A 25,799-nucleotide genomic window follows, 5' to 3' on the forward strand; every position below is an offset into this window, starting at 1 on the left:
AGAATACAAGATATGAAAAAGATAATAATAGGAGTTTTCTCCTTGATTTTGGCTACTGGTCTGTATGCGCAGACAATTGGAAACGAGGCATTTCCGCAACTGAAAGATGGTTTGCTTGACTTGAACTTGAGAGCACCCGGTCAGAAACTGCGTTTTGGCGGTTATCTTCAGGGTTCCGGTTACTATACAGATATAAAGAACGCAGAGTCGGAATATGGATTTGATATCGATCATGCTTATTTGAGCCTGGAAGGTTCGTTCCTGAATGAGAAACTGGGCTTCTTCTTGCAAGCTGATTTTGCCGATTCTTATCCTTTATTGGATGCATGGGTTTCGTATGCTCCCTGGAAACAATTGAAAATCAGTGCCGGACAGAAACAGACCTTTACTAATACCCGGCAAATGATGATGCTCGATCAGGGACTTGCTTTCGGTGAACATTCGTTGATGGATCGTACATTCTCCCGCACAGGGCGTGAATTGGGATTATTTGTTGAAAGCCGCTTGTCACTTGGCAAGTTAGGATTCGATTTAGGCGCTGCTGTAACTTCCGGTGACGGACGCAATTCATTTGGCTCCTCAAGTACTGATCCGGATTTGGGCGGATTGAAATATGGCGGACGTGTCACTGTTTATCCGTTGGGTTTCTTTACGAGCGGTAATGAGTTGGTCTTTAATGACTTTATTCGTGAGAAATCTCCTAAACTGGCTATCGGTGTGGCATATAGTTATAATGTCGGTGCCAGCAATATGGTAGGTGAAGGGCATAATGATTTTCAGATGTATGATAAAGAAGGTGCTGCGGATTATCCCGACTATCGTAAGCTGTCGGCCGATTTACTATTCAAGTGGAATGGCTTCTCGTTGTTGGCAGAGTATGTCAATGCAACGGCGAATGGCTTGAACGGACTTTATGTAGAAAAGGATGAGGGTGCAAAATTGAAACCGCGTCAGATAGCCAATTACTTGGCTTTGGGAAATGGACTCAATGTACAGGCCGGATATCTTTTCCGTAAATTATGGGCACTGGATGTCGCTTATAGTAAAGTGAACCCCGAATGGAAAGAGACGGGGCAGAGTGTCTTGCGTGAGGCGGATAACATTACTTTCGGCGCATCTAAATATTTCAATAATAATACGTTCAAGTTGCAGTTGGCCGGTTCATATACCTCATACAATCAGTTAGTGGGTGCAGGATCCAAGGAATTTCAGGTTAAGTTGAATCTTCATATTCTCTTTTGATAATGATGCGTGTAGCAAACTTATTGATTTTACTTATTGCCGTATTGATGACGAGTTGTTTTAAAGACGACGAATCAGAATCTTTGGGAGAAACCTCCAAGTTTCTCCCGGGAGACGGTATCGTGACATATTCCGGATATGCGCCTTTGGCTGATCGTCCTGTCCGCATACATTTTCATATCCCTGCCAACGGGGATATGAAAAAGATGCCGGTGTTGTTTGTATTTCCCGGACTGGAAAGGAATGCTGCTGATTATCTGAATGCATGGCGTACAGAAGCGTCCAATAGGAATGTGATGGTATTTGTGTTTGAGTTTCCTACGGAGACTTACTCTACTGCACAGTATATCGAAGGCGGTATGTTTCAGGGAAATACACTGCTCGACCGTTCGGAATGGACATTCTCGCTTATCGAGTCTGTTTTTGATACTGTCCGGAAAGATACCGGTGCTTCGCGGACTAAATATGATATGTGGGGACATTCTGCCGGAGCGCAGTTTGTGCACCGGTATGTGACGTTTATGCCCGATACTCGTGTCGACAGGGCAGTGAGTGCCAACGCAGGCTGGTATACACTACCTGATGTGGATGTTGCTTATCCTTATGGCCTGAAAAATACGGATGTCGCGACTTCTTCCCAAGTAGCATCGTTGCTTGCCCGTAAACTGATTGTTCATTTGGGTACGGCAGATACGGATCGTAACGGACTGAACACTTCAACCGGTGCCGAAGCACAAGGCGCAAACAGATATCAGCGTGGTAAGTATTATTTTTCGGAGGCAAAGCGTATCAGTGTCAAAGGCGGTTATTCGTTGAACTGGGATAAGTATGAGGTGACAGGTGTTGCGCACGAGTATGCTAAAATGGCGGCAGCCGGAGCAAAAATACTCTATTAAGTAAGACCAAAATTTTGAGTCATCAGTTAAATAGCTTATTTTTGTTGACCTATTCATCAGACACAGGTATTTAAAATGTTTCTATCGGCATCGTATATACAAGGCTTCTATTCTTCAGGGCAAAAGATTATATTATTGATATTCTGCCTCCTTTTCACTGTATCCCTGCGTGCTGTGCGTTCAGCAGAAGAGATTAAGAGTGTCAAGGCAGATCAGATACTTGATACCAAGCAGTTTAATTACTTGGATAAGGGAAGTGTCATCACATTGCAAGTCATGCTTCCCGGACAGGATAAAGTGGTGTTTGAGTCGCTGATGCGCATTGAAAGTACAGATAAAGAGTTATATAATCTGATTCTTTCCCGTTCTCCTCAAGCCGGTACCGAATTATTATGGGTGTGCAATTCGGAGGTGGAGAAAGTGCAGGTCAGTTCTCCGGAAGATTCAATCTCAACCGATACCATGTCGGTTGGCTTTTCGGTTTATTTTCCGGCAGACTCCGTTTATATATCCGCAAATGGACATTCTTATGCCTTTTCGTCGCATGGTATCCGTTCGGACCGGGGGTATCGGTTCCATATTCTTGGCGATAAACGTTCTCATTTGAAGTTACTTGAGAGGCACGCTGAATTGTTGTCGGTTGGAAAGGAAGAACAACATCTGTCCGCCTGGTATTGGATTCTGTTGATTATAGTGGTGGACATGATTGTATTTCTGGGGATGCATTGGCGGCGTAGGCGCCAGAAGAGGTTGAAGGCAAGCAACCGGGTTGAAATACTCACTTCATTTGGCGATGAAGGAGAAAAGGTCAGGTTGCCCCGCTATAATGCCGTTTATCTGTTTGGTGGATTGCAGGTTTTTGACCGTAATGGTGAAGAAGTCTCGCAACGTTTTTCTCCGCTTTTGCGTGAGTTGTTTGTTTTGCTGATCTTGCGGTCGGCGGAGAATGGAATATCGTCGGAAGAACTCACTACCATGTTGTGGTTTGATAAAGATGATGTAAGTGCCAAAAACAATCGGGCGGTTAATCTTTCCAAGTTGCGGGTGCTGGTAGAATCTGTTGGCGGGTGTACGATTTCCAAGATCTCGGGTAACTGGCGGGTGCAATTTGAGAAGAACGCTTTTGTGGATTACTATGAATGTCTTCCGGAGCGGATTCGTCCCGATAGCCTGACAACTGAACGAATCAAAATCATTGCAGCACTGACTGCTAAGGGGGGCTTGCTGAATGAATGTGACTATCTGTGGCTTGACGCTTTTAAAAGCCGGATAGCAGACAATCTTATTGAGTCTTTATTAAAGTACGCCACTTTACTGGATGAGCATGAAGCTTTTGATACCAAACTATTAATATCCGATATTATCTTCCGGTTCGACTCCGTGAACGAAGCGGCACTTAGACTCAAATGTGCCACATACGTATTCATGCGTAAGCAATATATGGCTAAGACTACCTATGAACACTTCTGCAGGGAATATAAATCACTGTATGACGAACCTTTCGAACATTCTTTCAATAGCATTATTAGTCAGTAATTTATTTATTTGTTCGTTTTTTAATTGGTTGTTCGATTCTAAGCGTACAACTGTTCATTTTCGTACACCATTCTGTTTTGCAATCTTTCTGATTATTAGCTTGTTATCTTTTTGGCACGCTCGTTGCATATCTATAGTCGCAAGCGGACAACGAAGAAACATGAAAAAAGTTCAGAATGTTGCAACCGTTTGAGACACTTGATCCGTCTAATAAACAGAAGAACAAAAAACAGAATGTTGAACAAATAAAAAATATACAATTATGAAAACTACAGTATTATTCAGAATGATCGTTTTAGTTGCTATGGTATTTGCAGGTATCTCTAATGCAACAGTGAAGGCACAAAACAATAACTTCATTACTAATGAAGAAACAGTAGGTGATCTTGTAGTATTGAAGGTGATTTACAGATTAGATGGCTCTCTTTATCGCCACATGAAATATGATTTTACCTATGACGATCAAAAGAGAATGGCTACCAAAGAGGCTTTCAAATGGGATGCTTCCACTGACAAATGGCTGCCGTACTTCAAGATTGATTATACTTATTCTTCTAATGAAATCACTTTGGTATACGCACGTTGGAATGATTCTCACAGAGCTTACGATGCGGCTGTTGAAAAGAGCGTGTACGAATTGAACGACGCTAATATGCCGGTAGCTTATATGAACTATAAATGGAATGATAAATGGATTGAAGAATCTAGTGTGAACTGGGCTATGAACGTGGCTACTCCGGCAACGAATGAAGCAACTCTGTTGACTGCCAGCAGATAAAAATAAATTAGGAGTTGTGAAACTCCTTCTCTCTCTTAATTTAACTGCATTAAAAACGGTGGATTGCCCTATGAGGAAGTCCACCGTTCTGTTTATCTGATAAACAGCTTATATTGATTTGTATTACTTTCCGGTGCGGTGCCTATTTAACGAGCGGCAAATATTCTCCATAACCTTCCTCTTTCATTTTCTCTTTCGGGATAAAACGAAGGGAGGCGCTATTGATGCAATAGCGTAATCCGCCTTTCTCTTTCGGACCATCTGTGAATACATGTCCCAGATGTGCATCTCCGGTTTTACTGCGTACTTCCGTACGTATCATGCCATGCGAAGTATCTTTCTTCTCTGCGATGATATCTTTTTGAATCGGCTGGGAAAAGCTAGGCCACCCGCAACCCGAATCGAACTTGTCGGTAGAAACAAACAAAGGCTCTCCGGTGGTAATATCAACATAAATGCCTGGGCGATGCTCATTCCAGTATTCATTGTGGAAGGCCGGTTCGGTGGCATTCTTCTGGGTTACTGCATATTGTTCCGCCGACAGTTCCTTGCGGAGGGTTGAGTCATCCGGTTTTTGATACACTTTTGTTTTCGGTGCATTGGCTTTGCGTGCCATTTCAAATAAAGCAGGATTGATATGGCAGTATCCTCCCGGATTTTTATCCAGATAGTCCTGATGGTAAGTCTCTGCCGGATAGAAATTAGTCAATGGCTTTACTTCTATAGCGATAGGAGTCTTATATTGTGTAGACAATAGTTTAATAGCCTGGTTAATGACAGGAAGATCTTCTTTATTTATATAATAAATTCCGGTTCTATACTGTGTTCCCCGGTCATTACCCTGACGGTTGAGGCTGGTAGGATCAATTGTCTTGAAATACAGATCGAGCAGCAAATTTAAATCTACCGTTTTAGGATCATAAACCACCTTTACTGTTTCCGCAGCATTGGTTTTTCCTGAACAGACCTGTTCATAACTTGGGTTGGCAACATTACTGTTGGCATATCCTACTTGAGTACTTTCTACTCCTCGAATTTGTTTCAGGAAATGTTCTGTTCCCCAGAAGCATCCTCCTGCAAAATAGATTTCTGCTTGATTTTTCATTGGTTTAGCAACTCCTAAAAATGTATTACTAATCACTACGATCACTATGATGATAAAATACTTCATATCCGTTAGTTCTTTCTATAATAACGAATGAACCAACGGATATGTTTGAAGGAACTACTATACTAAACTCAAATATATTTCTTTTTATTCAATGACTTGTCCTTTGTAGAAATCCAGAATTTTAGTCCGGAATAGATACTCGTATTTAGATTGTAATTTATCAGAGAGAGATTTAGTCAGATTAAGTTTTGCTTCATTATATTCTACAAAGGTAGCCTTGCCATTATTGAATTTCTCACTCATCAAGCGGAAAGACTCTTCGTTAGCTTTCACTGCCACCTCACTGGAGTTGTACTTGCTTTCTGCAGCTAGAGCATTATACCAAGCCTGTTGAATCTCTTTGTAGAGTACTTTCTTTGCGTTATCCAGTTTCAGATTTTGATTGAAATGTTGTAAACGTGCTGTACGAACGCGGTTTCGAGTAGCGAACCGATTGAATAAAGGTACACTGAGACTGAATGCAATGCTTTTGTTTCGATTTTCTCTCATTTGAGTACCGAAATTGTTTTTTAAATCAGAAGAGAACCCCGTTCCCCAATTACCACCCAGATTGAGTTTCGGATAGAACCCGCTTTGTGCAATACGGATACTTTTTTCACTTCCCAATAATCTGTATTGTGCTGCTTGAATCTCTGGTTTGTTGGTAAGTGCATATTGGTAAATTTCATCCGGAGGTGTCAGCAGGGTAGTGACAAATGTAGTGTCAGCCTTCTGTATGGAGAGAAGGTGCGGATTGCTTAATTCTAATAGTTGGCTCAGATCAAGGAGCGCTAGTTGGTAATCATTATCGGACTGTGTTACGCTCAATTCGTCTTGGGCAACACGTGCTTTCGCTTCCGCTACTTCTGAAGGGGAAGCTTTGCCTACTTCAAAAAGGCGGGCGATTCGGTTGGACTGTTCTTTGCTGAGTTCAACCTGATTGATTGCAACTTGTTTCAGTTCCTGAGTTAACAGAACTTTTAAATACGCAGAAGCAACCTGAATAGCTATATCTTCTTTGGCTTTCTCCAAATCGGCTATGGCTGCTTTAAAATTCAGTTTGGCTAGCGCATATTGATTGGGTAGCTCAAAACCTGTGAAAAGCGGAATTTCAGTCGAAAGAGATGCATTGGTTCCATAATTATATGTGTTCTTATAAACTTGATATTGGTTTCCATCTTTATCAGTCTCTGTCACACTGTTACGTCCCCAGCGCCAGTTTTGTCCGGCAGAGCCATTTAGGTTTGGCAAGCGTGCCCACTTGGCGGTGCTTATATCAACGGCACTCTGTTCTACATTATTAGCAGATTGGCGAACGGTGATATTATGACTGATGGCATAATCGATACATTGCCGTAATGTGTAATCACGTAAGGGAACTTCAGTTTCTTGTGCGGAACAAGTGATTGCTCCCGCAAAGAACAGGATTGCTATTTTTATTCTCATTGTTATGGGTCAAACTAAATTATTTATCTTTTTTCTCTGCACCCCGTATTTTGTCCTGTGCAGTTATTCCTTTCTTGATTTCTATCTTGATTCCATCACTCATGCCGGCAGTCACCTGCGTACGCTGGAACTTTTGTTCGGGCACTGAATCTGTCATGATGTACACAAATGTAGAGTCGCCATTAAACTCAATAGTGCTTTCGGGCACTGCCAATACTTGATTTGCCCTTTGCAACACGATTTCCGCATTAGCCGAATATCCGGAACGAATCTGAACGGAATCTGGAATGGTAATTGCAGCCTTGATTTCAAATTGGTTGGCACCATTGGTTTCTACCCCTTTCGGAGAGATATATTCCAGAATGGCGTTGAAAGTCAGATTCTGCAAAGCTCCGATTGTCAGTTTGATCGGCATCTGTTCGTGGATACGTCCCACTTCCGTTTCATCAATATTACCACGGAAAATCATGTCGTTCATATTGGCTACCGTAGCAATCGTGGTTCCATCATTGAACGTGTTACTCATAATCACAGAGTTACCGGCTTTTACAGGTACATCCAAAATCAACCCGTCAATGGTAGAACGAATCATCGTACTACTGAACGATGCACTGTTTTTAGTAATCCCTTCTTTTACGATTTCCAGATTATCTTTAGCCGTCTGTCTCTCTTCACGAGCCTGTTTCAAGGCTACTTCACTTTTCTCATATTCTTCCCGGCTAATCAGCTGATCTTCGTACAACTTCTTTACACGGGCAAAATCCGTTTCTGCCTGTGTTGCATTAATCTCTGCCAAGCGCACACGGCTTTCCGCAGAATTCAGTTGACCGAGTTCAGGGATTACTTTTACTTTGGCGATAACTTCCCCTTTCTTCACAGCTTGTCCGGCTTCTTTGTACACTTCGTCGATAATACCCGAAATCTGCGGTTTGATTAAAATTTCGTCTCTCGGTTCCACCTTTCCGGTAGCTACTGTAGTCTTTTGGAGCTCAGTGACTTCCGGTTTTACTATTTCGTAAGTGATTACCTTGGGTTTAGACTTCTGATAAAGGAATACGAATGTTCCGACAAGAATGATAGCAATGACTACCAATAATGTGATTTTCAGATACTTTTTCATGACTTTATTTATATTTTTATTGTTTACGATTAATAATTGAAATCCCTCGCACTTCTTTATTCGTCGCGGATAGCTTCAATCGGTTTGATAGCCATAGCCCGATAAGCAGGTGCGAGACCTGCCAACATTCCCAGTGCGATCAGAAGAGCACAAGTGCCGATTGCCAGTCCGAAGGTAACCTGAAAACGGACGTCTCCTCCATCGGCGTTTGCTCCCATCTCTACCAATTGCAACACCATGACGGCAAAAGAGATTCCACACATTCCTGCAATAGTAGTAAGCACCATACTTTCCGATAGAATCTGTTGCAGAATATCTTTGGGGCGTGCGCCGATTGCCCGGCGGATACCAATTTCGGTGGTACGTTCTTTCACGGTTACCATCATAATATTAGATACGCCGATGGCACCTGCCAACAGAGTCCCCAATCCTACCATCCAAACCAGTATATTGATACCGGTAAACAGATTGTCTACCATCGAGAACATCGCTTCCGCATTCAGGTACATAAGTGCCTGTTTGTCGTTAGGCGCGATATAATGCGCAGCTTTAATAATCTGCTCCATTTCCGGTTGTACGTCGGACACTTTGATTCCATGCTTCACGGTGAAGCAGATGACGTCGATCCGTCCCCCTAAGTTATACGTTTGCTGCATCGTGGTGAAAGGCAGGGTGACAGCTTCCGAAGCCCGTCCCTGTATGTTCATATCCCCTTCGGAGGAAGACATGCCGATCACCTGATAATAAATTCCGTCCACACGTATGTATTTTCCACAAGGATCCTCTCCCGGTTTGAACAGGCTTTCATAGATACGTTTTCCGATAACGCACACTTTACGTGCTTCCTGTATATCCACTTCGTTGATAAACCTGCCGTAGGCCATTTCTTGTGATTCGATGTGGAGATAGTCCGGATATAATCCTTTCACGCTGCAATCGTATTTCTTATCTTCGTATACAGCTTTGGAACCCCAACGGGCAATGGAAGGAGTAATGACCTCCACATCTTTGACCTTCGAGCGGAGACGTTCGATGTCGATAGCTTCCAGATTCCACCACCTGCCTTTGCGGAAACCTTTGTAAGCTTCGCCCGTTTTCTGTGCGGCAAGGAAGCCGGAGTTGGTTGCGAATCCTTCAAAGTTCTTTTTCATCATGCCTTCCAGTCCTTGTCCGCCGCCGATCAGGGCGACGAGCATAAAGATTCCCCAGAAAACACCGAATGCAGTCAGCAGGCTTCTCGTTTTATTTCTTGTAATGGTAATGAGGATTTCCTCACAGGTATCCATGTCTATTCTCATAGTCTTAATCTGCTCTAAGTGCTTCGATTGGTCGGATGCTGACTGCTTTTCGGGCAGGGAATAATCCGGCTAACGTACCAGCTATTATTAATGTGAGTGTAGCCTGTATGGCGATTCTTATATCTACTGTCGGATTCAGGAAAACAGTTTCCGTCCACATTCCGGTATCCATTGTCTGATTGCCAAAGGCGTTATTCATCCATTCGGTCACTCCGATGCCCGCCACCATTCCTATATATCCGAATATCGTGGTAATGGTGACACTCTCTACGATAATCAGCCAGAGAATAGAAAGCGGCTTGGCACCCAGAGCTTTGCGGATACCGAATTCACGGGTACGTTCTTTTACGGTAATCAGCATAATGTTGGATACTCCTACAATCCCGCTTAACAGTGTGAAGATACCGATCACCCAGATAGCGATGCGTAGCATGTTCGAGCCTTGCTGCTGTTGCAAGTAGTTGGTAAACCGGTTCCAAATCCAGATAGCACTATGATCTGTCGGGTCAAAGCGATGATTAGCCCCCAGCACCTTGCGGTAATGAGCTTCAAATGCTTCATTCGCTTCTATCGTTTCCAGATTTTTGGTAGTCATGACAAGGTTATTCAACTTGTCTCCTTTGTTGTAAATCGTTTGCAGGGTGGTGAAGGGGATGTAAGCATCGCTGTCTCCGCTGTCTCCTTTATCATTATACAGCCCTACTACCTGATAAACCACATTACTGGCATTGACAAACTGCCCGATAGGCTCGGTATGCGTTTTATCGAAAAGAATCTCTGCTGTCTTTTTATGGAGCACAATTACTTTCCGGCGCTCTTTAATATCAATTTCATTGATGAAACGTCCTTTGAAGAGTTTCACCACTTCTACTTCCGTATGGTTGGGATATACGCCGGAAAGATTCAAACTGACGTATTCTTGTCCGAAACTTAAGTTAATACCTCCTTGCCACACAGTTGCCCCGGCTTTAATGACATGGTCCGGAAAATAATGGTCGGTAGCGTCCACGTCTTTATTATCCAATTGCACTCGTCTTCCTTCTTTCAGTCCATCGTATGATTTGCTGGTCCATCCCGGAAAAATCTTGATGGAGTTCATGGCACGTTCGGAAGCCGATTGCTCGAATGCATGGATCAATCCGTTTCCTGCGCCTAACAGGACGATCAGCATAAAGATACCCCATGCCACAGCAAATCCTGTGAGAAAAGTCCTTAGCTTGTTACGCTTGATGGTACTGTATATTTCTTGCCAAATATCAATCATTTTTTTAAGTATTAGGTGATAAGTAAGTATTAAGTATTAGGTATTAAGTATTAGGCTGCGCTGCGACCGCATGGAATTAATACTTATTTCATGAAACCGTCTTTGCCGAACGGAGAGGCATCGTGGTCGATATTATCTTCAATGCGTTCGATAACCCCGTCCTTGATGTGTATAATCTTGTCTGTTTGGTTGGCAACTCCGCTTTCGTGGGTGACAACTACAATCGTCATTCCCAGCTTATGAAGATCTTTCAGAATTTGCATCACTTCCACGGAAGTTTTACTGTCCAAAGCTCCTGTAGGCTCATCTGCCAGAATGATTTGCGGTTGGGTGATTAAAGCCCGTGCGATTGCCACACGTTGTTTCTGACCGCCACTCATTTCGTTGGGCATGTGATGTGCCCAGTCTTTTAAACCCAGACGGTCGAGATATTCCAAGGCAAGTGCATTTCGCTTCTTGCGGCTTATCCCTTGATAAAATAAAGGAAGTGCTACATTCTCTACGGCATCTTTAAAGGAAATCAGGTTAAATGACTGGAAGATAAATCCGATCATGCGATTCCGGTATTCGGCAGCTTTGGTTTCGCTTAAGTTCTTGATGAGTACGTTATTCAGATAATACTCTCCGGTGTCGTAGTTGTCGAGAATTCCCAATATATTGAGTAAAGTTGATTTCCCAGACCCGGATGCTCCCATGATGGAAACAAATTCTCCCTGTTCGATATTGAGATTGATACCTTTAAGTACATGGAGAGACGCTCCGTTGTTGTAGGTCTTGTTGACGTTTGTTAGTTGTATCACAATTTTCTTTATTTAGATTCTGTTTTCTAATAATTTTCTACTATTAGACGGCTGCAAGATACGAAAAGTTGCAAAGAGGTTGAACTTTTTTTGAAAAACATTTTGTAGACTCAATCTTCTTTACGTAATTTGTGTGCAGTAAACTTAATGATTAACTAACCCTTTTAAATAAAAGTATCATGAATTCAAACATGGAAAAGCCCTACGTAGTAGGTATTGACATAGGCGGAACGAATACCGTCTTTGGAATTGTAGACGCACGCGGAACTATTATTGCCAGCAGTTCAATCAAAACATCTGGTTATCCTACAGTAGAAGAATACGCTGATGAAGTGTGTAAAAGCCTGCTTCCATTGATTATTGCTAATGGTGGCGTTGATAAAATCAGAGGTATCGGTATCGGTGCTCCGAATGGTAACTATTACACGGGAACGATTGAATTTGCTCCAAACTTGCCTTGGAAAGGAATTCTTCCGTTGGCTGCCATGTTTGAAGAAAGACTGGGTATCCCCACTGCTTTGACAAACGATGCAAATGCTGCTGCTATCGGTGAAATGACTTATGGCGCTGCCCGTGGTATGAAAGACTTTATCATGATTACACTGGGTACCGGTGTGGGTAGTGGTATTGTTATCAACGGCCAGATGGTATATGGACATGACGGTTTTGCAGGCGAATTAGGACACGTGATCGCTCGTCGCGATGGTCGTCTTTGCGGTTGTGGACGTAAGGGATGTCTGGAAACTTACTGTTCGGCTACCGGTGTAGCTCGCACAGCTCGCGAATTCCTTGCCGCTCGTACGGATGCCAGCTTGCTTCGTAACATTCCTGCAGAAAACATTACTTCAAAAGATGTATATGACGCAGCTGTACAAGGAGATAAATTGGCACAGGAGATCTTCGAATTTACAGGTAATATCTTGGGTGAAGCTTTGGCGGATGCTATTGCATTCTCCAGCCCTGAAGCCATTGTATTGTTCGGTGGCTTGGCTAAGTCCGGTGACTATATCATGAAACCGATTCAGAAGGCCATTGATGATAATATCCTGAATATCTATAAAGGTAAGACGAAATTGCTCGTTTCCGAATTGAAGGATTCTGATGCTGCTGTACTGGGTGCCAGTGCATTGGCTTGGGAACTGAAAGATTTGAAAGAATAATATATCATTATTATAATAAAGGTGATGAAGCCTCGGGAGTCTATGACTTTCGGGGCTTTGTTTTATTATTCCTTTCCGCCATCTACAAGGCATCTACAGCCTATTCAGAAAAGGGTTTATTCTCACTAGTATGAGAAATAATACTCATACTAATGGGAATATATTCTCATAGGTATGAGTATTTTTTCTCACAGGTGTGAGTATAGTTGAGAAAATGTACTTCCCAGATAATAGCTTTGCGAGAATGGTAGCAATAAAAAAGGGAACTTCATTCATTATGAAGTTCCCTTTTTTATTTCGAATCGAAAAGTTCGGCTTAGCCGTTAGCTCTTTTTTCTTTGATTCTAGCTTTCTTACCAGTAAGAGCGCGCAGGTAGTACAATTTAGCGCGACGAACTTTACCTACCTTGTTCACTTCGATGCTATCGATAGCCGGTGATTCGATTGGGAAAATTCTTTCTACGCCTATAGTTCCTGACATTTTACGTACAGTAAAACGTTTTTTGTCTCCGTGACCGGCGATTTTGATAACAACACCACGGTACAGCTGTACACGTTCTTTGTTACCCTCGATAATACGATATGCTACTGTTACAGTGTCTCCTGCTTTGAAGCTCGGGTGCTGTTTTCCGGTAGCGAATGCTTCTTCTGCAATTTTAATTAAATCCATTGTTGTTATTATTAAATTGTTTCATCGTTACAACGCAACATACCAAGTATCTCTTCTCTTGACAGCGATTGCGCGAAAGCGGTGCAAAGTAACGAATTATTTGCCAGATAGCCAAATGTTTTTGTATATTTGTAGCATATCTAAAAATAGCGAACATGAAACAGACTTATGCAAAGTATCTGATGGTGGCAGCGTTGGCAGGAGGCTTCCTGTTTACTTCCTGCCGGACCGCACGCGAGACTACGGCTCAGTACGAAGTAACTAAAGTAGAGGGCAGCATGATAACGATTGATTCTGTTTGGGATACCCATCCCAACGCGAAAGCTGCCGAAATCTTAAAGCCTTATAAGGAAAAGGTGGATGCGATGATGTATGAAGTCATCGGCACCAGTGCGATGAAAATGGACAAAGGAGGTCCCGAAAGTTTACTTTCCAACCTTGTTGCAGGTGTTTTGCAGCAAGCGGCTGTTCAGGTGTTGGGGAAACCTGCTGATATGGGATTGGTAAATATGGGCGGCTTGCGTAATATCTTGCCCGAAGGAGATATTACGGTAGGCGATGTGTTTGAAATTCTTCCTTTTGAGAATTCTCTTTGCGTACTGACTATGAAAGGAACAGATTTGAGACGTCTTTTTGAAGCGATTGCATCTCTACACGGAGAAGGAGTGAGCGGTATCCGTCTTGAAATCACCAAAGATGGAAAGTTGCTGAACGCCTTTGTCGGTGAAAAACCACTAAAGGATGACCAGCTCTACACGGTGGCTACTATCGACTATCTGGCAGATGGAAACGGACGGATGGATGCTTTCCTGCAGGCGGAAAAGAGAGTATGCCCCGAAGACGCAACCTTACGCGGACTATTTCTTGATTATGTACGCAAACAGACTGCCGAAGGCAAAGCGATTACCTCTAAACTGGATGGACGTATTACCATAAAATAAAAAGGAGAATCTAAAAATATTGAATATGAAAAGATTTCAGATATTATTCCTGTTATGTCTTGCATTGAGCTTTACTTTCTCAATCTTTGCGCAGGATAAGGATACCAAAGAAGTGATTATTTTACAAACAAGCGATGTGCATAGTCGTATCGAACCTGTCAATCAGAAGGGGGACGAATACTATAATAAAGGTGGTTTTCTTCGCCGGGCTGCTTTTCTCGAACAGTTCCGCAAGGAGCATAAGAATGTGCTGCTTTTCGACTGCGGAGATATTTCTCAAGGGACACCTTATTATAATATGTTCCGCGGAGAAGTGGAAGTTAAACTAATGAATGAAATGGGTTATGACGCTATGACTATCGGTAACCATGAGTTTGATTTTGATGTGGATAATATGGAACGTATTTTCAAGATGGCTAATTTCCCGGTCGTTTGTGCCAACTATAATCTGGATGCTACGGTATTGAAAGATATAGTTAAACCCTACGTCGTTCTTGAGAAATATGGTTTGAGAATTGGTGTGTTTGGTCTTGGAACCCAACCGGAAGGGATGATTCAGGCTAATAAATGCGAAGGAGTCGTTTATGAAGATCCTGTCCGCGTATCCAACGAAATAGCTGCTTTGTTGAAAGACGAAGAAGGTTGTGATTTGGTAGTATGCCTGTCTCATCTGGGCATTCAAATGGATGAACATCTGGTTGCCGGAACACGCAATATCGACGTGATTCTGGGCGGGCACTCTCATACATTTATGAAAGGCCCCAAAACATACTTGAATATGGACGGAAAAGAGGTGCCTGTTATGCACACGGGAAAAAATGGTGTTCGTGTAGGCCGTCTCGATTTGACTTTGAAACATAAATGAAGATAATCCCCTCAATAGTAACGCTTTTATTCCTTATTGCGGCCGGCACGGTTTCAAGTCCGGCGCAGAATGCTACAACCGTTGAACCTCTGCTGGTGTATAAAGCCCTTCAGGACAAAGACTGCCGGCACTGGGTTGATTCGGTTATGGATAAGCTTTCCTTTAAAGAAAAGGTAGGGCAGTTGTTCATCTATACCATTGCCCCGGTAGATACCAAACGAAATCTGGAACTGTTGCGCGAAGTAATCGACACCTATAAAGTGGGCGGACTTCTCTTTTCCGGTGGGAAGATGCAAAATCAGGTTGAACTGACAAACCGGGCGCAACGGCAGGCAAAAGTCCCTTTGATGATTACCTTTGATGGAGAATGGGGACTGGCCATGCGTTTGCGTGGTATGCCTGTTTTTCCACGGAATATGGTATTGGGATGTATCCGTGACAACAAGCTGCTCTATGAATACGGGCGTGAAGTTGCTCGTCAATGCCGACAGATTGGAGTACAGGTCAACTTTGCTCCGGTGGCGGACGTGAATATAAATCCTGAAAATCCCGTAATCAATACCCGTTCTTTTGGAGAAGATCCGATACAGGTGGCTGATAAGGTTATCGCTTATGCTTCCGGTTTGGAAAGTGGAGGGGTGTTATCTGTGTGCAAACACTTTCCCGGACACGGGGATACCGATGTCGATTCGCATAAAGCGCTTCCGGTACTTCCTTTCACTCGCGAGCGTCTGGATAGTGTGGAGCTTTATCCTTTTAAAGAGGCCATCCGTGCCGGACTGGGCGGTATGATGGTGGGGCATCTGCAAGTTCCGGTGATTGAACCTATTGGCGGACTTCCGTCTTCCTTGTCCCGCAATGTCGTGTATGATTTGCTGACCGATGAACTGGCGTTCAAAGGGCTGATATTTACCGACGCGCTTGCCATGAAAGGTGTGGCAGGAAATGGAAATGTCAGTTTGCAGGCTTTGAAAGCAGGTAATGACATGGTACTGTCTCCCCGTAACCTGAAGGAAGAGATACCGGCCGTACTGGCAGCTGTTGAAAAAGGGGAACTAAGCCGTGAAGAGATTGAAAGCAAATGCCGCAAAGTCTTGACTTATAAATATGTGTTGGGACTTAAGAAGAAATCGTATGTACAATTATCCGGTCTGGAACAACGCATTAACAGTCCGCAGACACGTGACCTGGTTCGTCGGTTGAATTTAGCGGCAATAACCGTTTTGAATAACAAGAATCATATCCTTCCTCTACATACAGACAAGGAACAGAAGATTGCACTGCTCGAAGTGGGAAATCCTGGAAAAACTGATGTATTGGCCAAACAACTTTCCCGTTATACCTCTTTAGCTCGCTTTTGCCTTCGTGCCAATCAGACAGAAGAGGAAAATCAACGGTTGCGTGATTCTCTGTCTACCTATAAACGAATCATTGTAGCCGTTAGCGAACAGCGCTTGGCGTCTTATCAGCCTTTCTTTGCGAAGTTTGCTCCTCAAAGTCCGGCTATTTATCTGTTTTTCACTCCGGGGAAGATGATGTTGCAGATTCAGCGGGCCGTGTCTCATGCTTCGGCAGTCGTGTTGGGACATAGTTACAATGTAGACGTGCAGCGTCAGGTCGCAGATGTGTTATTTGCCAAGGCATCCGCAGACGGACAGTTGTCGGCAAGCTTGGGAGAACTGTTTCCAACGGGAGCAGGAGTGACCATTACCCCCAAGACGCCATTGCATTTCGTGCCGGAAGAATATGGGCTTTCTTCCACTCATCTGAAACGCATCGATTCTATCGCATTAGACGGTATTCGCCAAGGAGCTTATCCCGGTTGCCAGGTGGTAGTGTTGAAAAACGGCCATAGCATGTTCGACAAATCTTTCGGCACTTATGCGGGTAAAGGAAGTCCGCGTGTCGAATCTACCAGTATCTACGATTTGGCTTCCCTATCAAAGACGACGGGCACTTTGCTTGCCATCATGAAACTCTACGATAAGGGACGTTTCAATCTGACAGATAAGATTTCGGATCATTTACCGTTTTTGCAACGTACTGATAAGAAAGATATAACGATTCAGGAAATCCTGTATCATCAGTCCGGTTTACCTTCCTGGATTCCTTTCTACCAAGAAGCCATTGATAAAGATAGTTATGACGGAAGATTGTTCAGCGCACGCAAAGACGCGCATCATCCGTTACAGTTGGGAACGACTTCATGGGCGAATCCGAAGTTCAAATTCAAAAGTGAATACGTCTCTCCCGTCAAGACTGGTGATTACACTGTTCAAATCTGTGATAGCTTGTGGTTAAACCGTTCCTTCCGGAAGGTGATGGAAGAGAAAATAATGGAAGCTCCGTTAAAGCAGAAACGCTATGTATATAGTGATGTCGGATTTATTCTGTTGGGTATGTTGGTAGAACAACTGGCCGGTATGCCTATGGAAGCCTATCTGCAACGTGAGTTTTACGAACCGATGGGGTTGGAGCATACAGGCTACTTGCCTTTACGCCGTTTTGCCAAATCGGAAATTGTCCCTTCCAACAAAGACCGTTTCTTGCGTAAAGAGACTTTGCAGGGATTTGTGCATGATGAGGCTTCCGCTTTCTTTGGCGGATTGGCCGGGAATGCCGGACTTTTCTCTACTGCCCGTGATGTAGCCCGCGTTTATCAGATGTTGCTGAATGGAGGAGAAATAGACGGTCAACGCTATCTAAGCAAAGAAACCTGCCAGTTGTTTACTACGGAAACTTCAAAGATCAGCCGGCGTGGCTTGGGCTTTGACAAACCGGATGCTGATGATCCGAAGAAAGGAAATTGTGCTCCTGCCGCACCTGCCGGAGTGTACGGTCATACCGGCTTTACCGGTACATGTGCATGGGTAGATCCGGTCAATGAACTGGTTTATGTATTCCTTAGCAACCGGATTTATCCGGATGTGACAAATCGCAAACTGAACCAACTGCACATTCGTGAGCGAATACAGGGAGCTATTTATGATGCGATGAAGAAAAAATAAAAAAAGAAAGGTAAAAGGTGCCTATATTAAAAGCTACCTTTTACCTTTTTTATTATTAACGTAATATTCTGATAGTTGTCAGCCAGTCTTAGAAGGATACACCCAGGCGGAAGCCGAAGTTGCTCAATCCATCTACACTGTAATGCAGTACGTCAGCCTTGTTGGTACCATAGCTGTAGTACAAAGCAAAGTGCAACCCCGGTCCGTAAACCCATGGGAATACATTGATACCTACTTCAGGAGAAGCATAGAATCCCCAACTGTTTTCTCTTGCTTCCAGCATGCTGAAATTAGAGCGGATTTTAGCATATTCAGCACCTAATTTAGCACTGACGTATGGTTGAAAGGCTCCACCACGATTCCACTGGTAACGTGCAGCAGCACCGAAAGGCAATTGGAAAATGGTATGTTGCTGATCGGTAGTCACTTCACCGGCGCCCATCTGGAAGGTTTCGCGACCTACATATTCGTGGTTGCTGTGATAGTTGAGGAAAAGACCCAAACCGATGTTAGGAGTCACGAAATAACCACCTTCGAAGTTCATACCCCAACCGCTTGCTTTATCAGCAAAATTGTTACTTAGCGGAGCGTTGAACTGCCAGTCGATATTTGCATATCCATTGTCCGATAGCTGTGCCTTAGCCGGCATGGCGAAGGCGATGGCAATAGCCGCCAAGGCTACTACCTTGAAGTATATATTTTTTCTTGTTTTCATAACAGTTGTAGTTGTTTATTTGTTAGTAAGATAAGGTGACTGTGTAAATGACTGGTTGACAGCTTCTACTGCAAGAGTACGGTTGATAGCTTTGGAACCAGTTTCAAATCCGGTCAGATAACTTGTCCATACAACAGGCAGTTTTTTACTGTCTCCCTGTTCGGCTTTCAAGTTCACCATTTCTGTCAGGAAGGAGTTGGTGCTATAACTATAAGTTACTGCATACGGGTAGTACCATCCACCACCCCAGTTGCCACCCCAGTAGCCAGGGCCCCAATATCCGGGATAACCCCACCACCATTCAGGTTGTGTGTAGCTGGTGAAATAATAAGTACTTGCGATGTAGCTTACCTGGATACCAAGATCTGCGCTTTCCTGGTCAGCTGCTGCTTCGTAACCTCTAGCTTCCATATTGTCTGTATAAGCTGCCAGAATTTGTTCTGCGCCTTCACCTTCGAGATATTCCGGTTCTTTACTATCACTGATGACCAGAATCTGTGGTGCCAGATAGAATGTAGGAACTTTGAAATCGGCTTTCTTGTCGTAGTTAGTGTATACCAGATAATTGTCATCCAGTTTACCCATGTCCGGGTCTTTTTCACATGAAGCGAGTGCAAAGACCGCCAATAAAATAGGAATTAATTTCTTCATATCTTTTATAATGTTTAGGTTATATAAAAATCACGCCCAGGTACCTTGGGCTTTTGATACAAACAACAAGAAAGGTGGAAAAAGGTTCGCGTGGAAATTTCTTTTGCCGGAAAATTAACATATTTCTTTGGCCCGGCGGAAAGAAAAACGGTGAGCGCTCTGCCCTATTATCAGGGAGTTTGCTCACCGTTTATTATTTACAGATATTTATTTGAAAAATCCGTTTATTAAAACAGAGGTTTTAGTAGATCCGGTATTTCTACCTTATCAAGTTCCAGTTCAGTTACCCGTTGTTTACCCAATTGAGTCAGATGGAAATACATCTGTCTCCGGTCTTCACTTCCGAGTGATCGGACGATTAGTCCTTTTTCTTCCAGTATCCGCAGCATTTTGGATGTGTGTGAGGGGCTTAGTTCGGTTTGTTTAGACAGGTTGGTAGCCGTCACTTTGTCCGAAGCCTCTTTAAGGGCACACAATATCATTGCTTCATTAAGCGTTATCTGGTACATTTTTTCAAATGCTGTTTCAAAGTTTCCCATTGCTTTGAATACATCACGCATTGCACATATTGTTTTCATACCTTATTTAAATATTTCATTTGTTCATTTTTTAAATAAATAGATTAACGTTTGCGTTATCCGCCCGTTCCATATACGTTGCTACGCCGCCAATGGTCACCTCGTCCAGGAGTTCTTCTTGTTTGACTCCCATCACGTCCATTGACATCTGGCAAGCAATAAATTCCACACCGTTTTCCAGCGCTTGCTGGCGCAGGGATTCCAGTGAATCAATCCCTTTTTTGTTCATGATATACCGCATCATTTTTCCGCCTATTCCGCCCATACTCATCTTAGAAAGTTTCAGCTTTTTGGAGCTGGAAGGCAGCATCATGCCAAACATTTTTCCGAAAATATCCTTTTCGGTTTCCGGTTTGTGCAACTTCTTGATGACGTTCAGTCCCCAGAACGTAAAGAAGATGGTGACTTTCTGCCCCGTAGCTGCTGCGCCGTTTGCTAGTACAAAAGTGGCCAAAGCTTTATCCAAATCATCACTAAACATGATAAAGGTTTTTCCTTTGCCCTCACATGAAGTAACAATATTGCACGATTTTGGTTCTCCTTTTTTTATGACAACAACAGATTTTCCTCCGGAGCTGTCTTTCGAAATCAGTTGATTGCCCGTTGAACTGCACCATGCGGCGGCGTCACGCGGAAATCCCGGATCGGTTGAGGTGATTTCCACCCGTTCGCCTGAAGCCAGTGTATCCATTGTTTTTTTCATTTTCAAAATCGGGCCGGGACATTGTAACCCGCAGGCGTCTACCCGAACTGTTTTAGCGGGGGTTGCAAGGGCATCGGCGGTGACGGCAGCCGTGGCAGTAACCGTGGTATCCGAAACCTTAGCAACCGCAGGTTGCCCAACTTGGGGACTACCTCCCTGTTGTTCGGGTGATTCGTCTATTTCATTTCCATTTTCTTCGCGTATGATAATCGGAGCAGTGGCGGCTCGATAAGTCTTCAGTCCTCCCGAGAGATTACGCACCTTGTCAAATTCATGTTGAGTCAATATCCGGTAGGCAAGATAGCCCCGTAGTCCGACAGCGCAGAAGGTATAAATCATTTTATCTTTCGGCAGTTCGGCCAGCCGGTCACGAAGCTCATCCAGCGGAATATTCACGGCACCCGGTAGGCTGCCTAAAGAATATTCGTCCGGGGTGCGGACATCCAGGAGGAACTTATTTTCCATTTCAATGTCCCGCAACTCTCTCCAATATACCGGATTGGTTTTGCCGGTAATGATGTCTTCCGCTACATATCCTGCCAGTGCTACCGGATCTTTGGCCGAAGAGAACGGAGGAGCATACGCTTGTTCCACTTTCATCAGGTCGTAGATCGTTCCCTCGTGTTTGATGACAAGCGCGAGTTCGTCAATCCGTTTGTCCACTCCGTCGTAACCGACGATTTGCCCGCCGTACAATCTTCCCGTCTTTTTGTCGAAAGTGATTTTGATACTCATCGGCATGGCATCCGGATAGTAGCCGGCATGAGAGGCGGGATGGATGGTAGATGACATATAATCTATCTCTTCCTGGCGCAGGCGCTTGCCGGGTAAACCGGTTGAAGCAACGGTCATGTCGAAAACTTTTGCGATTGAAGTGCCGATAGAACCTTCGTAAGGTATTTTTGCCCCGAGAACGTTGTCTGCAACGATGCGTCCCTGACGGTTGGCAGGTCCGGCAAGATAGTTGAGCCAGGGTTTTCCGGTGATCGGATGGCGGAACTCGATTGCGTCACCGATGGCATAAATCGATTCATCAGACGTTTGCAGGTAATCATTCACGGCAATACCTCCTGCGGGGCCGATAGTCAGTTCGGCAGCTCGTGCCAGACTGGTTTCCGGGCGTACTCCGATCGACAGGATAACGATATCGGCAGAAATGGACTGACCATTTTTGAACGTTACTTTCAATCCTTTTCCCTCCCGGCTAAAAGAGGCGACAGCTTGTTCCAGATAAAGATTGACTCCTTTATCCATCAAGTGCTGGTGGACGAGCGATGCCATCGAGAAGTCGATAGGAGCCATCACTTGATTGCCCATTTCCACAATCGACACTTTCGCTCCCTGTGTATGTAAGTTTTCCGCCATTTCCAGACCGATAAATCCGGCTCCTACGATAACGGCTTTTCGCGGAGCGTGGCTCTTGATATATTCTTTGATCCGATCCGTGTCGGTGACATTCCTTAACGTGAAGATTCCGCTAAGGTCGATTCCCGGAAGAGGAGGACGTACCGGGGAGGCTCCGGTGGAGATGACTAATTTATCATAGCTCTCCTCATAAGTGTCTTCACTGCTTTGCCGGATGGTCACTGTCTTTCTTTTCCGGTCAATAAAAATCGCTTCGTTTTCTGTACGTACATCTACACGGAAGCGTGTAGAGAAGGCTTCGGGCGTTTGCACGAACAATTTATCCCGTTCCTCTATCACTCCTCCTATATAATAAGGAAGGCCGCAATTGGCGTATGATATATACTTTCCTTTTTCCAAAAGGATAATTTCTGCTGTTTCATCTACTCGTCTGATTCGGGCAGCAGTGGTGGCTCCTCCTGCAACTCCCCCAATAATAATTATTTTCATCTGTTTATAGTGTAAATAGTTTCCTGTGGAAATAACAAACTGCATGGAAGAAAAGTTCATGGATTCAGATAAAAAAACTATATTTGCGCACCCTGTTTTTCATTCTTCTATTTAATGTAGACAAATTGTATGAATAAAATTCTTATTATTGACGATGAAGTCCAGATTCGCAGCCTTTTAGCTCGTATGCTGGAACTTGAGGGCTATGAAGTGTGTCAGGCAGGTGATTGCAAAACTGCCATCAAACAACTGGAAATTCAATCGCCCGACGTAGCTTTATGTGATGTTTTTCTTCCTGATGGAAACGGAGTGGATCTGGTTTTGAATATCAAAAAAATAGCTCCCAATGTGGAAGTGATTCTTCTTACTGCTCACGGCAATATTCCCGACGGGGTGCAGGCTATTAAAAACGGTGCGTTTGATTATATAACGAAAGGAGACGATAATAACAAGATTATCCCTCTCATTAGTCGTGCCGTAGAGAAAGCAAAAATGAATGTCCGTCTCGAAAAACTGGAAAAGAAGGTCGGGCAAATGTACTCGTTCGATTCTATCCTGGGGGAGTCAAAAGTGCTGAAAGAGTCGGTGTCTTTGGCGCAGAAGGTGTCTGTGACAGATGTTCCCGTATTGCTGACCGGAGAAACCGGAACAGGAAAGGAGGTCTTTGCGCAGGCTATACATTATAACAGCAAGCGGAGCAAACAGAATTTTGTGGCGGTCAACTGTTCGTCTTTCAGCAAAGAACTGCTCGAAAGCGAGATGTTCGGACATAAGGCAGGTTCGTTTACCGGTGCGTTGAAAGATAAGAAAGGGCTTTTTGAAGAGGCCAATAACGGAACGATCTTTCTGGATGAAATCGGAGAGATGGCTTTCGAATTGCAGGCAAAGTTACTGCGTATCCTTGAAACAGGAGAATATATAAAGATCGGTGATACCAAGCCGACAAGAGTCAATGTGCGTATCATTGCTGCTACCAACCGCAACCTGTAGGAGGAGATCAAAGCAGGACATTTCCGTGAAGACTTGTTTTATCGTCTTTCGGTTTTTCAGGTGCATCTTCCTTCGCTTCGTGAACGTACCGGTGATATCAGAATTCTTGCAACTGCTTTTGCCAAAAGTTTCTCCGAAAAACTTTCGTATGCCATCAATGAGATGCCTCCTGCTTTTCTGGAAGCGCTGGAACAACAGCCATGGAAAGGGAACATCCGTGAGTTGAGAAATGTGATTGAGCGTAGCCTGATTGTTTGCGAAGGTGGACGGCTGGATATCTGCGACCTTCCTTTGGAAATCCAGAACACTCATTATGAATGTTCGGACGATAGTACAGGTCGTTTTGAACTGGCTGCAATGGAGCGCAGGCATATTGCGCGTGTGTTGGAATATACGAAAGGGAATAAAACGGAAGCTGCCCGCTTGTTGAAAATCGGACTTACTACGTTGTATCGGAAGATAGAGGAATATAAAATCTGAATATACATTTTAATCAGGCCACGCACTGGCTTTCGAGAAATTGTTTGGATAGCGAACTGATTAGTTTGTTTTTATCTGTGCTGTGCACAGATAGTGTGAGCCGATGATATGTATTACAGACATATTTTCGTCCATAACCATTTCGGCATATTTGTGTAGTTCCCTTTCAATGATTCGCAGGGTGTCCCGGCTGGCTGTCAGCATCATCGAGATAGATACATTGGATGAGGCCATTGAGATGACATTGATTTGATATTTGTTGATAACTTCCAATATCTTACCCATAAACAAATATCCGGGCAATACATTCAATGAGGTAAAACGTACAAAGGTAGCCGAATCCTGTGAGAGAATGGCCTTGACACTGTTGCCTGTGTCATGGGAAGATATATAGAGGCGTTCTGTTGACAGATCGTGTGTATCGGTTAGGCGGATAACTATATTAGAGCGTGCCGCAAGGGTGATACAATCTGCGTAGAGCAGGTGTACTCCGCTGTTAATCAGTTGTTCGGCTTCTATGTAAGTTAGTGAATGTTGTTCTCGCAGACAATTCCGGTTTGCGTAGATATGGTTGATAGGGGTGGATAACAGTATTTCGTCCGCTTTGAATAGGGTGGCAAGCACTGTTGCATAGTAATCATTGCGTTGTTCGCTCATGAAGTCTATTTCACCATACACATTCCTGCAAATGGAAAGTGGGGCGATAAAAATATCTACATTCCGGTTCTCGTCAATGTATTGTTGGATAGATTCCTGAATATATGGGATGTCCGGCTTTCTTTCCAGGTTGATCTGTATAAGTTTGCCGGTATCTAATGTTTGGGCACGAAGACCCTGTTGACGTAAGCAATAAGTGAATAAATCGCTGGATAATCCGTATATTTCCGCTTTTATCATTTTATCAATCAGCAAATCTGCTTTGTCTTCTACAAGTATATGTATTTTCTTTATGCACTCCAGAATCCGGTTCTTAATTTCCTGATTTAAGTGCGAATCTGTAATGAGATGATTGGCAAGGGTACAGCAATATGCTTCGATGGCATTGACTGTGGCATGAGAAGCTTCATCTTCTTCGTGAAACCAACTGCTGGAAATAGCCTGTAACCACTCCTGTAATTGTGCCAATATAGGGACTACAGCTACATAAGGATGTTCTTTCTGAATACAATTGATTACTTGCTTCATTTCATCCTCATCTTTAATTTTCTCGAATTTACAAACTTTCATTGTTATCTGGTTATTTATTGGTTACTACTCTTTTCAAAATGATATGCCTTTTTTCAAAAGAGAAAGATATTTAAGAATCATTCCTTAGCTTTAGAATATGGTATATCTGTATAAATCAATCTGTTAATGTTGCAATCAATGTTTTTAATACATTTCTTTACTATAAGTGGTTCTTCGTCAAATTTGGTGGTACTTCTTCTATTGTGAATAAAGAATCTTGGCTCTCAGTAGTTTACTTCCTGCCCTATTGTACATCTGCCTTTTTACCGCTTTAATTTTATTCACTGTCCCCTCCAGTAATCCGTTATTAAAGGGGATATCAATAGCTGCCTGTACTGCCTCCCAGTCTTTTTCAATACCATATGCAAAGTTCGTCAGTGCCATATTCCGTGTTGCCTTCGCTTTTTCAATCCACTTTCTAATATCC

21 protein-coding genes and 1 pseudogene are annotated in these 25,799 nt (G+C 43.5%); 9 read left to right on the forward strand and 13 right to left on the reverse strand.

Annotation, left to right across the window (positions count from 1 at the left end; all coding sequences use genetic code 11):
• Positions 1–12: 12 nt before the first annotated feature.
• The 4 genes from BSAG_RS18250 to BSAG_RS18235 all read left to right on the forward strand — a co-directional run bounded on the left by BSAG_RS18250 (position 13) and on the right by BSAG_RS18235 (position 4,452).
• Positions 13–1,242, forward strand: coding sequence for a hypothetical protein (locus BSAG_RS18250; protein WP_008026214.1), 1,230 nt, complete (start codon positions 13–15; stop codon positions 1,240–1,242).
• Between the two features lie 2 nt (positions 1,243–1,244).
• Positions 1,245–2,138 carry a hypothetical protein gene (locus tag BSAG_RS18245; protein WP_004314998.1) on the forward strand — a complete coding sequence of 298 codons (894 nt, stop codon included), beginning with the start codon at positions 1,245–1,247 and terminating at the stop codon, positions 2,136–2,138.
• Between the two features lie 75 nt (positions 2,139–2,213).
• Positions 2,214–3,674 carry a hypothetical protein gene (locus BSAG_RS18240; RefSeq protein WP_004314999.1) on the forward strand — a complete coding sequence of 487 codons (1,461 nt, stop codon included), beginning with the start codon at positions 2,214–2,216 and terminating at the stop codon, positions 3,672–3,674.
• A 262-nt stretch (positions 3,675–3,936) separates the two neighbouring features.
• Positions 3,937–4,452 (forward strand): DUF3836 domain-containing protein, encoded by a 516-nt coding sequence (locus BSAG_RS18235; RefSeq protein ID WP_004315000.1) that lies wholly within the window; start codon positions 3,937–3,939, stop codon positions 4,450–4,452.
• A 142-nt stretch (positions 4,453–4,594) separates the two neighbouring features.
• Here the strand turns inward: BSAG_RS18235 and msrB are convergent, their stop codons facing one another.
• The 6 genes from msrB to BSAG_RS18205 all read right to left on the reverse strand — a co-directional run bounded on the left by msrB (position 4,595) and on the right by BSAG_RS18205 (position 11,530).
• Positions 4,595–5,623 carry a peptide-methionine (R)-S-oxide reductase MsrB gene (gene msrB / locus BSAG_RS18230; protein WP_004315001.1) on the reverse strand — a complete coding sequence of 343 codons (1,029 nt, stop codon included), beginning with the start codon at positions 5,621–5,623 and terminating at the stop codon, positions 4,595–4,597.
• Between the two features lie 84 nt (positions 5,624–5,707).
• Entirely contained in the window at positions 5,708–7,048 is a 1,341-nt protein-coding gene (locus BSAG_RS18225) for a TolC family protein (RefSeq protein ID WP_004315002.1), read from the reverse strand.
• 19 nt (positions 7,049–7,067) lie between these two features.
• Positions 7,068–8,168, reverse strand: a complete 1,101-nt coding sequence (locus BSAG_RS18220; RefSeq protein WP_004315003.1) for an efflux RND transporter periplasmic adaptor subunit — start codon at positions 8,166–8,168, stop codon at positions 7,068–7,070.
• Positions 8,169–8,224: 56 nt separating this feature from the next.
• Positions 8,225–9,466, reverse strand: a complete 1,242-nt coding sequence (locus tag BSAG_RS18215; RefSeq protein WP_004315004.1) for an ABC transporter permease — start codon at positions 9,464–9,466, stop codon at positions 8,225–8,227.
• Positions 9,467–9,470: 4 nt separating this feature from the next.
• The gene (locus BSAG_RS18210) at positions 9,471–10,730 is read right to left on the reverse strand and encodes an ABC transporter permease (protein ID WP_004315005.1); all 1,260 of its coding nucleotides are present in this window, start codon (positions 10,728–10,730) and stop codon (positions 9,471–9,473) included.
• An 83-nt stretch (positions 10,731–10,813) separates the two neighbouring features.
• Positions 10,814–11,530: an ABC transporter ATP-binding protein gene (locus BSAG_RS18205; protein ID WP_004315006.1), complete on the reverse strand. Its 717-nt coding sequence runs from the start codon at positions 11,528–11,530 to the stop codon at positions 10,814–10,816.
• Positions 11,531–11,709: 179 nt separating this feature from the next.
• Here BSAG_RS18205 and BSAG_RS18200 point away from each other — a divergent pair, with 179 nt between their 5' ends.
• Complete coding sequence (locus BSAG_RS18200; RefSeq protein ID WP_004315007.1) at positions 11,710–12,690, forward strand: ROK family protein; 981 nt, start codon at positions 11,710–11,712, stop codon at positions 12,688–12,690.
• Between the two features lie 316 nt (positions 12,691–13,006).
• Here the strand turns inward: BSAG_RS18200 and rplS are convergent, their stop codons facing one another.
• The gene (rplS, locus tag BSAG_RS18195) at positions 13,007–13,360 is read right to left on the reverse strand and encodes a 50S ribosomal protein L19 (RefSeq protein WP_004315008.1); all 354 of its coding nucleotides are present in this window, start codon (positions 13,358–13,360) and stop codon (positions 13,007–13,009) included.
• A gap of 155 nt (positions 13,361–13,515) precedes the next feature.
• On the opposite strand from rplS, the gene BSAG_RS18190 reads away from it, so the two are divergent.
• The 3 genes from BSAG_RS18190 to BSAG_RS18180 are packed head-to-tail and all read left to right on the forward strand — an operon-like array spanning position 13,516 to position 18,174.
• Positions 13,516–14,301 carry a 5'-nucleotidase C-terminal domain-containing protein gene (locus BSAG_RS18190; RefSeq protein WP_004315009.1) on the forward strand — a complete coding sequence of 262 codons (786 nt, stop codon included), beginning with the start codon at positions 13,516–13,518 and terminating at the stop codon, positions 14,299–14,301.
• A 25-nt stretch (positions 14,302–14,326) separates the two neighbouring features.
• Positions 14,327–15,166 carry a bifunctional metallophosphatase/5'-nucleotidase gene (locus BSAG_RS18185; protein ID WP_004315010.1) on the forward strand — a complete coding sequence of 280 codons (840 nt, stop codon included), beginning with the start codon at positions 14,327–14,329 and terminating at the stop codon, positions 15,164–15,166.
• On the forward strand, positions 15,163–18,174 hold the full coding sequence (locus tag BSAG_RS18180) for a glycoside hydrolase family 3 N-terminal domain-containing protein (protein ID WP_004315011.1): 3,012 nt from the start codon (positions 15,163–15,165) through the stop codon (positions 18,172–18,174). The genes BSAG_RS18185 and BSAG_RS18180 overlap by 4 nt, the downstream gene beginning before the upstream one ends.
• 88 nt (positions 18,175–18,262) lie before the next feature.
• On the opposite strand, the gene BSAG_RS18175 is transcribed toward BSAG_RS18180, so the two are convergent.
• From BSAG_RS18175 to BSAG_RS18160, 4 genes are all read right to left on the reverse strand, one after another.
• On the reverse strand, positions 18,263–18,889 hold the full coding sequence (locus BSAG_RS18175; RefSeq protein WP_008019936.1) for an outer membrane beta-barrel protein: 627 nt from the start codon (positions 18,887–18,889) through the stop codon (positions 18,263–18,265).
• Positions 18,890–18,904: 15 nt separating this feature from the next.
• Complete coding sequence (locus BSAG_RS18170) at positions 18,905–19,540, reverse strand: DUF4136 domain-containing protein (protein ID WP_004314298.1); 636 nt, start codon at positions 19,538–19,540, stop codon at positions 18,905–18,907.
• Between the two features lie 227 nt (positions 19,541–19,767).
• Entirely contained in the window at positions 19,768–20,118 is a 351-nt protein-coding gene (locus tag BSAG_RS18165; protein WP_004314299.1) for a winged helix DNA-binding protein, read from the reverse strand.
• A 31-nt stretch (positions 20,119–20,149) separates the two neighbouring features.
• Positions 20,150–22,675: an FAD-dependent oxidoreductase gene (locus BSAG_RS18160; RefSeq protein ID WP_008771272.1), complete on the reverse strand. Its 2,526-nt coding sequence runs from the start codon at positions 22,673–22,675 to the stop codon at positions 20,150–20,152.
• A 129-nt stretch (positions 22,676–22,804) separates the two neighbouring features.
• On the opposite strand from BSAG_RS18160, the pseudogene BSAG_RS24865 reads away from it, so the two are divergent.
• Positions 22,805–24,145: pseudogene (locus BSAG_RS24865) on the forward strand (sigma-54-dependent transcriptional regulator).
• A gap of 60 nt (positions 24,146–24,205) precedes the next feature.
• Here BSAG_RS24865 and BSAG_RS18155 read toward each other — a convergent pair.
• Entirely contained in the window at positions 24,206–25,372 is a 1,167-nt protein-coding gene (locus BSAG_RS18155) for a hypothetical protein (RefSeq protein WP_004314303.1), read from the reverse strand.
• 198 nt (positions 25,373–25,570) lie between these two features.
• Positions 25,571–25,799 (reverse strand): transposase (locus BSAG_RS18150; protein ID WP_008997370.1); only part of this gene is annotated, 229 nt, incomplete at its 5' end.

The sequence above is a fragment of the Bacteroides sp. D1 genome (genome assembly GCF_000157095.2).
GTDB classification, from domain to species: domain Bacteria; phylum Bacteroidota; class Bacteroidia; order Bacteroidales; family Bacteroidaceae; genus Bacteroides; species Bacteroides xylanisolvens.

Bases quoted from the DNA above. Each gene is read 5' to 3' on its own strand.
- BSAG_RS18250 (WP_008026214.1), top strand. From the start codon at position 13: ATGAAAAAGATAATAATAGGAGTTTTCTCCTTGATTTTGGCTACTGGT.
- BSAG_RS18245 (WP_004314998.1), top strand. From the start codon at position 1,245: ATGATGCGTGTAGCAAACTTATTGATTTTACTTATTGCCGTATTGATG.
- BSAG_RS18240 (WP_004314999.1), top strand. From the start codon at position 2,214: ATGTTTCTATCGGCATCGTATATACAAGGCTTCTATTCTTCAGGGCAA.
- BSAG_RS18235 (WP_004315000.1), top strand. From the start codon at position 3,937: ATGAAAACTACAGTATTATTCAGAATGATCGTTTTAGTTGCTATGGTA.
- msrB (WP_004315001.1), bottom strand. From the start codon at position 5,623: ATGAAGTATTTTATCATCATAGTGATCGTAGTGATTAGTAATACATTT.
- BSAG_RS18225 (WP_004315002.1), bottom strand. From the start codon at position 7,048: ATGAGAATAAAAATAGCAATCCTGTTCTTTGCGGGAGCAATCACTTGT.
- BSAG_RS18220 (WP_004315003.1), bottom strand. From the start codon at position 8,168: ATGAAAAAGTATCTGAAAATCACATTATTGGTAGTCATTGCTATCATT.
- BSAG_RS18215 (WP_004315004.1), bottom strand. From the start codon at position 9,466: ATGAGAATAGACATGGATACCTGTGAGGAAATCCTCATTACCATTACA.
- BSAG_RS18210 (WP_004315005.1), bottom strand. From the start codon at position 10,730: ATGATTGATATTTGGCAAGAAATATACAGTACCATCAAGCGTAACAAG.
- BSAG_RS18200 (WP_004315007.1), top strand. From the start codon at position 11,710: ATGAATTCAAACATGGAAAAGCCCTACGTAGTAGGTATTGACATAGGC.
- rplS (WP_004315008.1), bottom strand. From the start codon at position 13,360: ATGGATTTAATTAAAATTGCAGAAGAAGCATTCGCTACCGGAAAACAG.
- BSAG_RS18190 (WP_004315009.1), top strand. From the start codon at position 13,516: ATGAAACAGACTTATGCAAAGTATCTGATGGTGGCAGCGTTGGCAGGA.
- BSAG_RS18185 (WP_004315010.1), top strand. From the start codon at position 14,327: ATGAAAAGATTTCAGATATTATTCCTGTTATGTCTTGCATTGAGCTTT.
- BSAG_RS18180 (WP_004315011.1), top strand. From the start codon at position 15,163: ATGAAGATAATCCCCTCAATAGTAACGCTTTTATTCCTTATTGCGGCC.
- BSAG_RS18175 (WP_008019936.1), bottom strand. From the start codon at position 18,889: ATGAAAACAAGAAAAAATATATACTTCAAGGTAGTAGCCTTGGCGGCT.
- BSAG_RS18170 (WP_004314298.1), bottom strand. From the start codon at position 19,540: ATGAAGAAATTAATTCCTATTTTATTGGCGGTCTTTGCACTCGCTTCA.
- BSAG_RS18165 (WP_004314299.1), bottom strand. From the start codon at position 20,118: ATGAAAACAATATGTGCAATGCGTGATGTATTCAAAGCAATGGGAAAC.
- BSAG_RS18160 (WP_008771272.1), bottom strand. From the start codon at position 22,675: ATGAAAATAATTATTATTGGGGGAGTTGCAGGAGGAGCCACCACTGCT.
- BSAG_RS18155 (WP_004314303.1), bottom strand. From the start codon at position 25,372: ATGAAAGTTTGTAAATTCGAGAAAATTAAAGATGAGGATGAAATGAAG.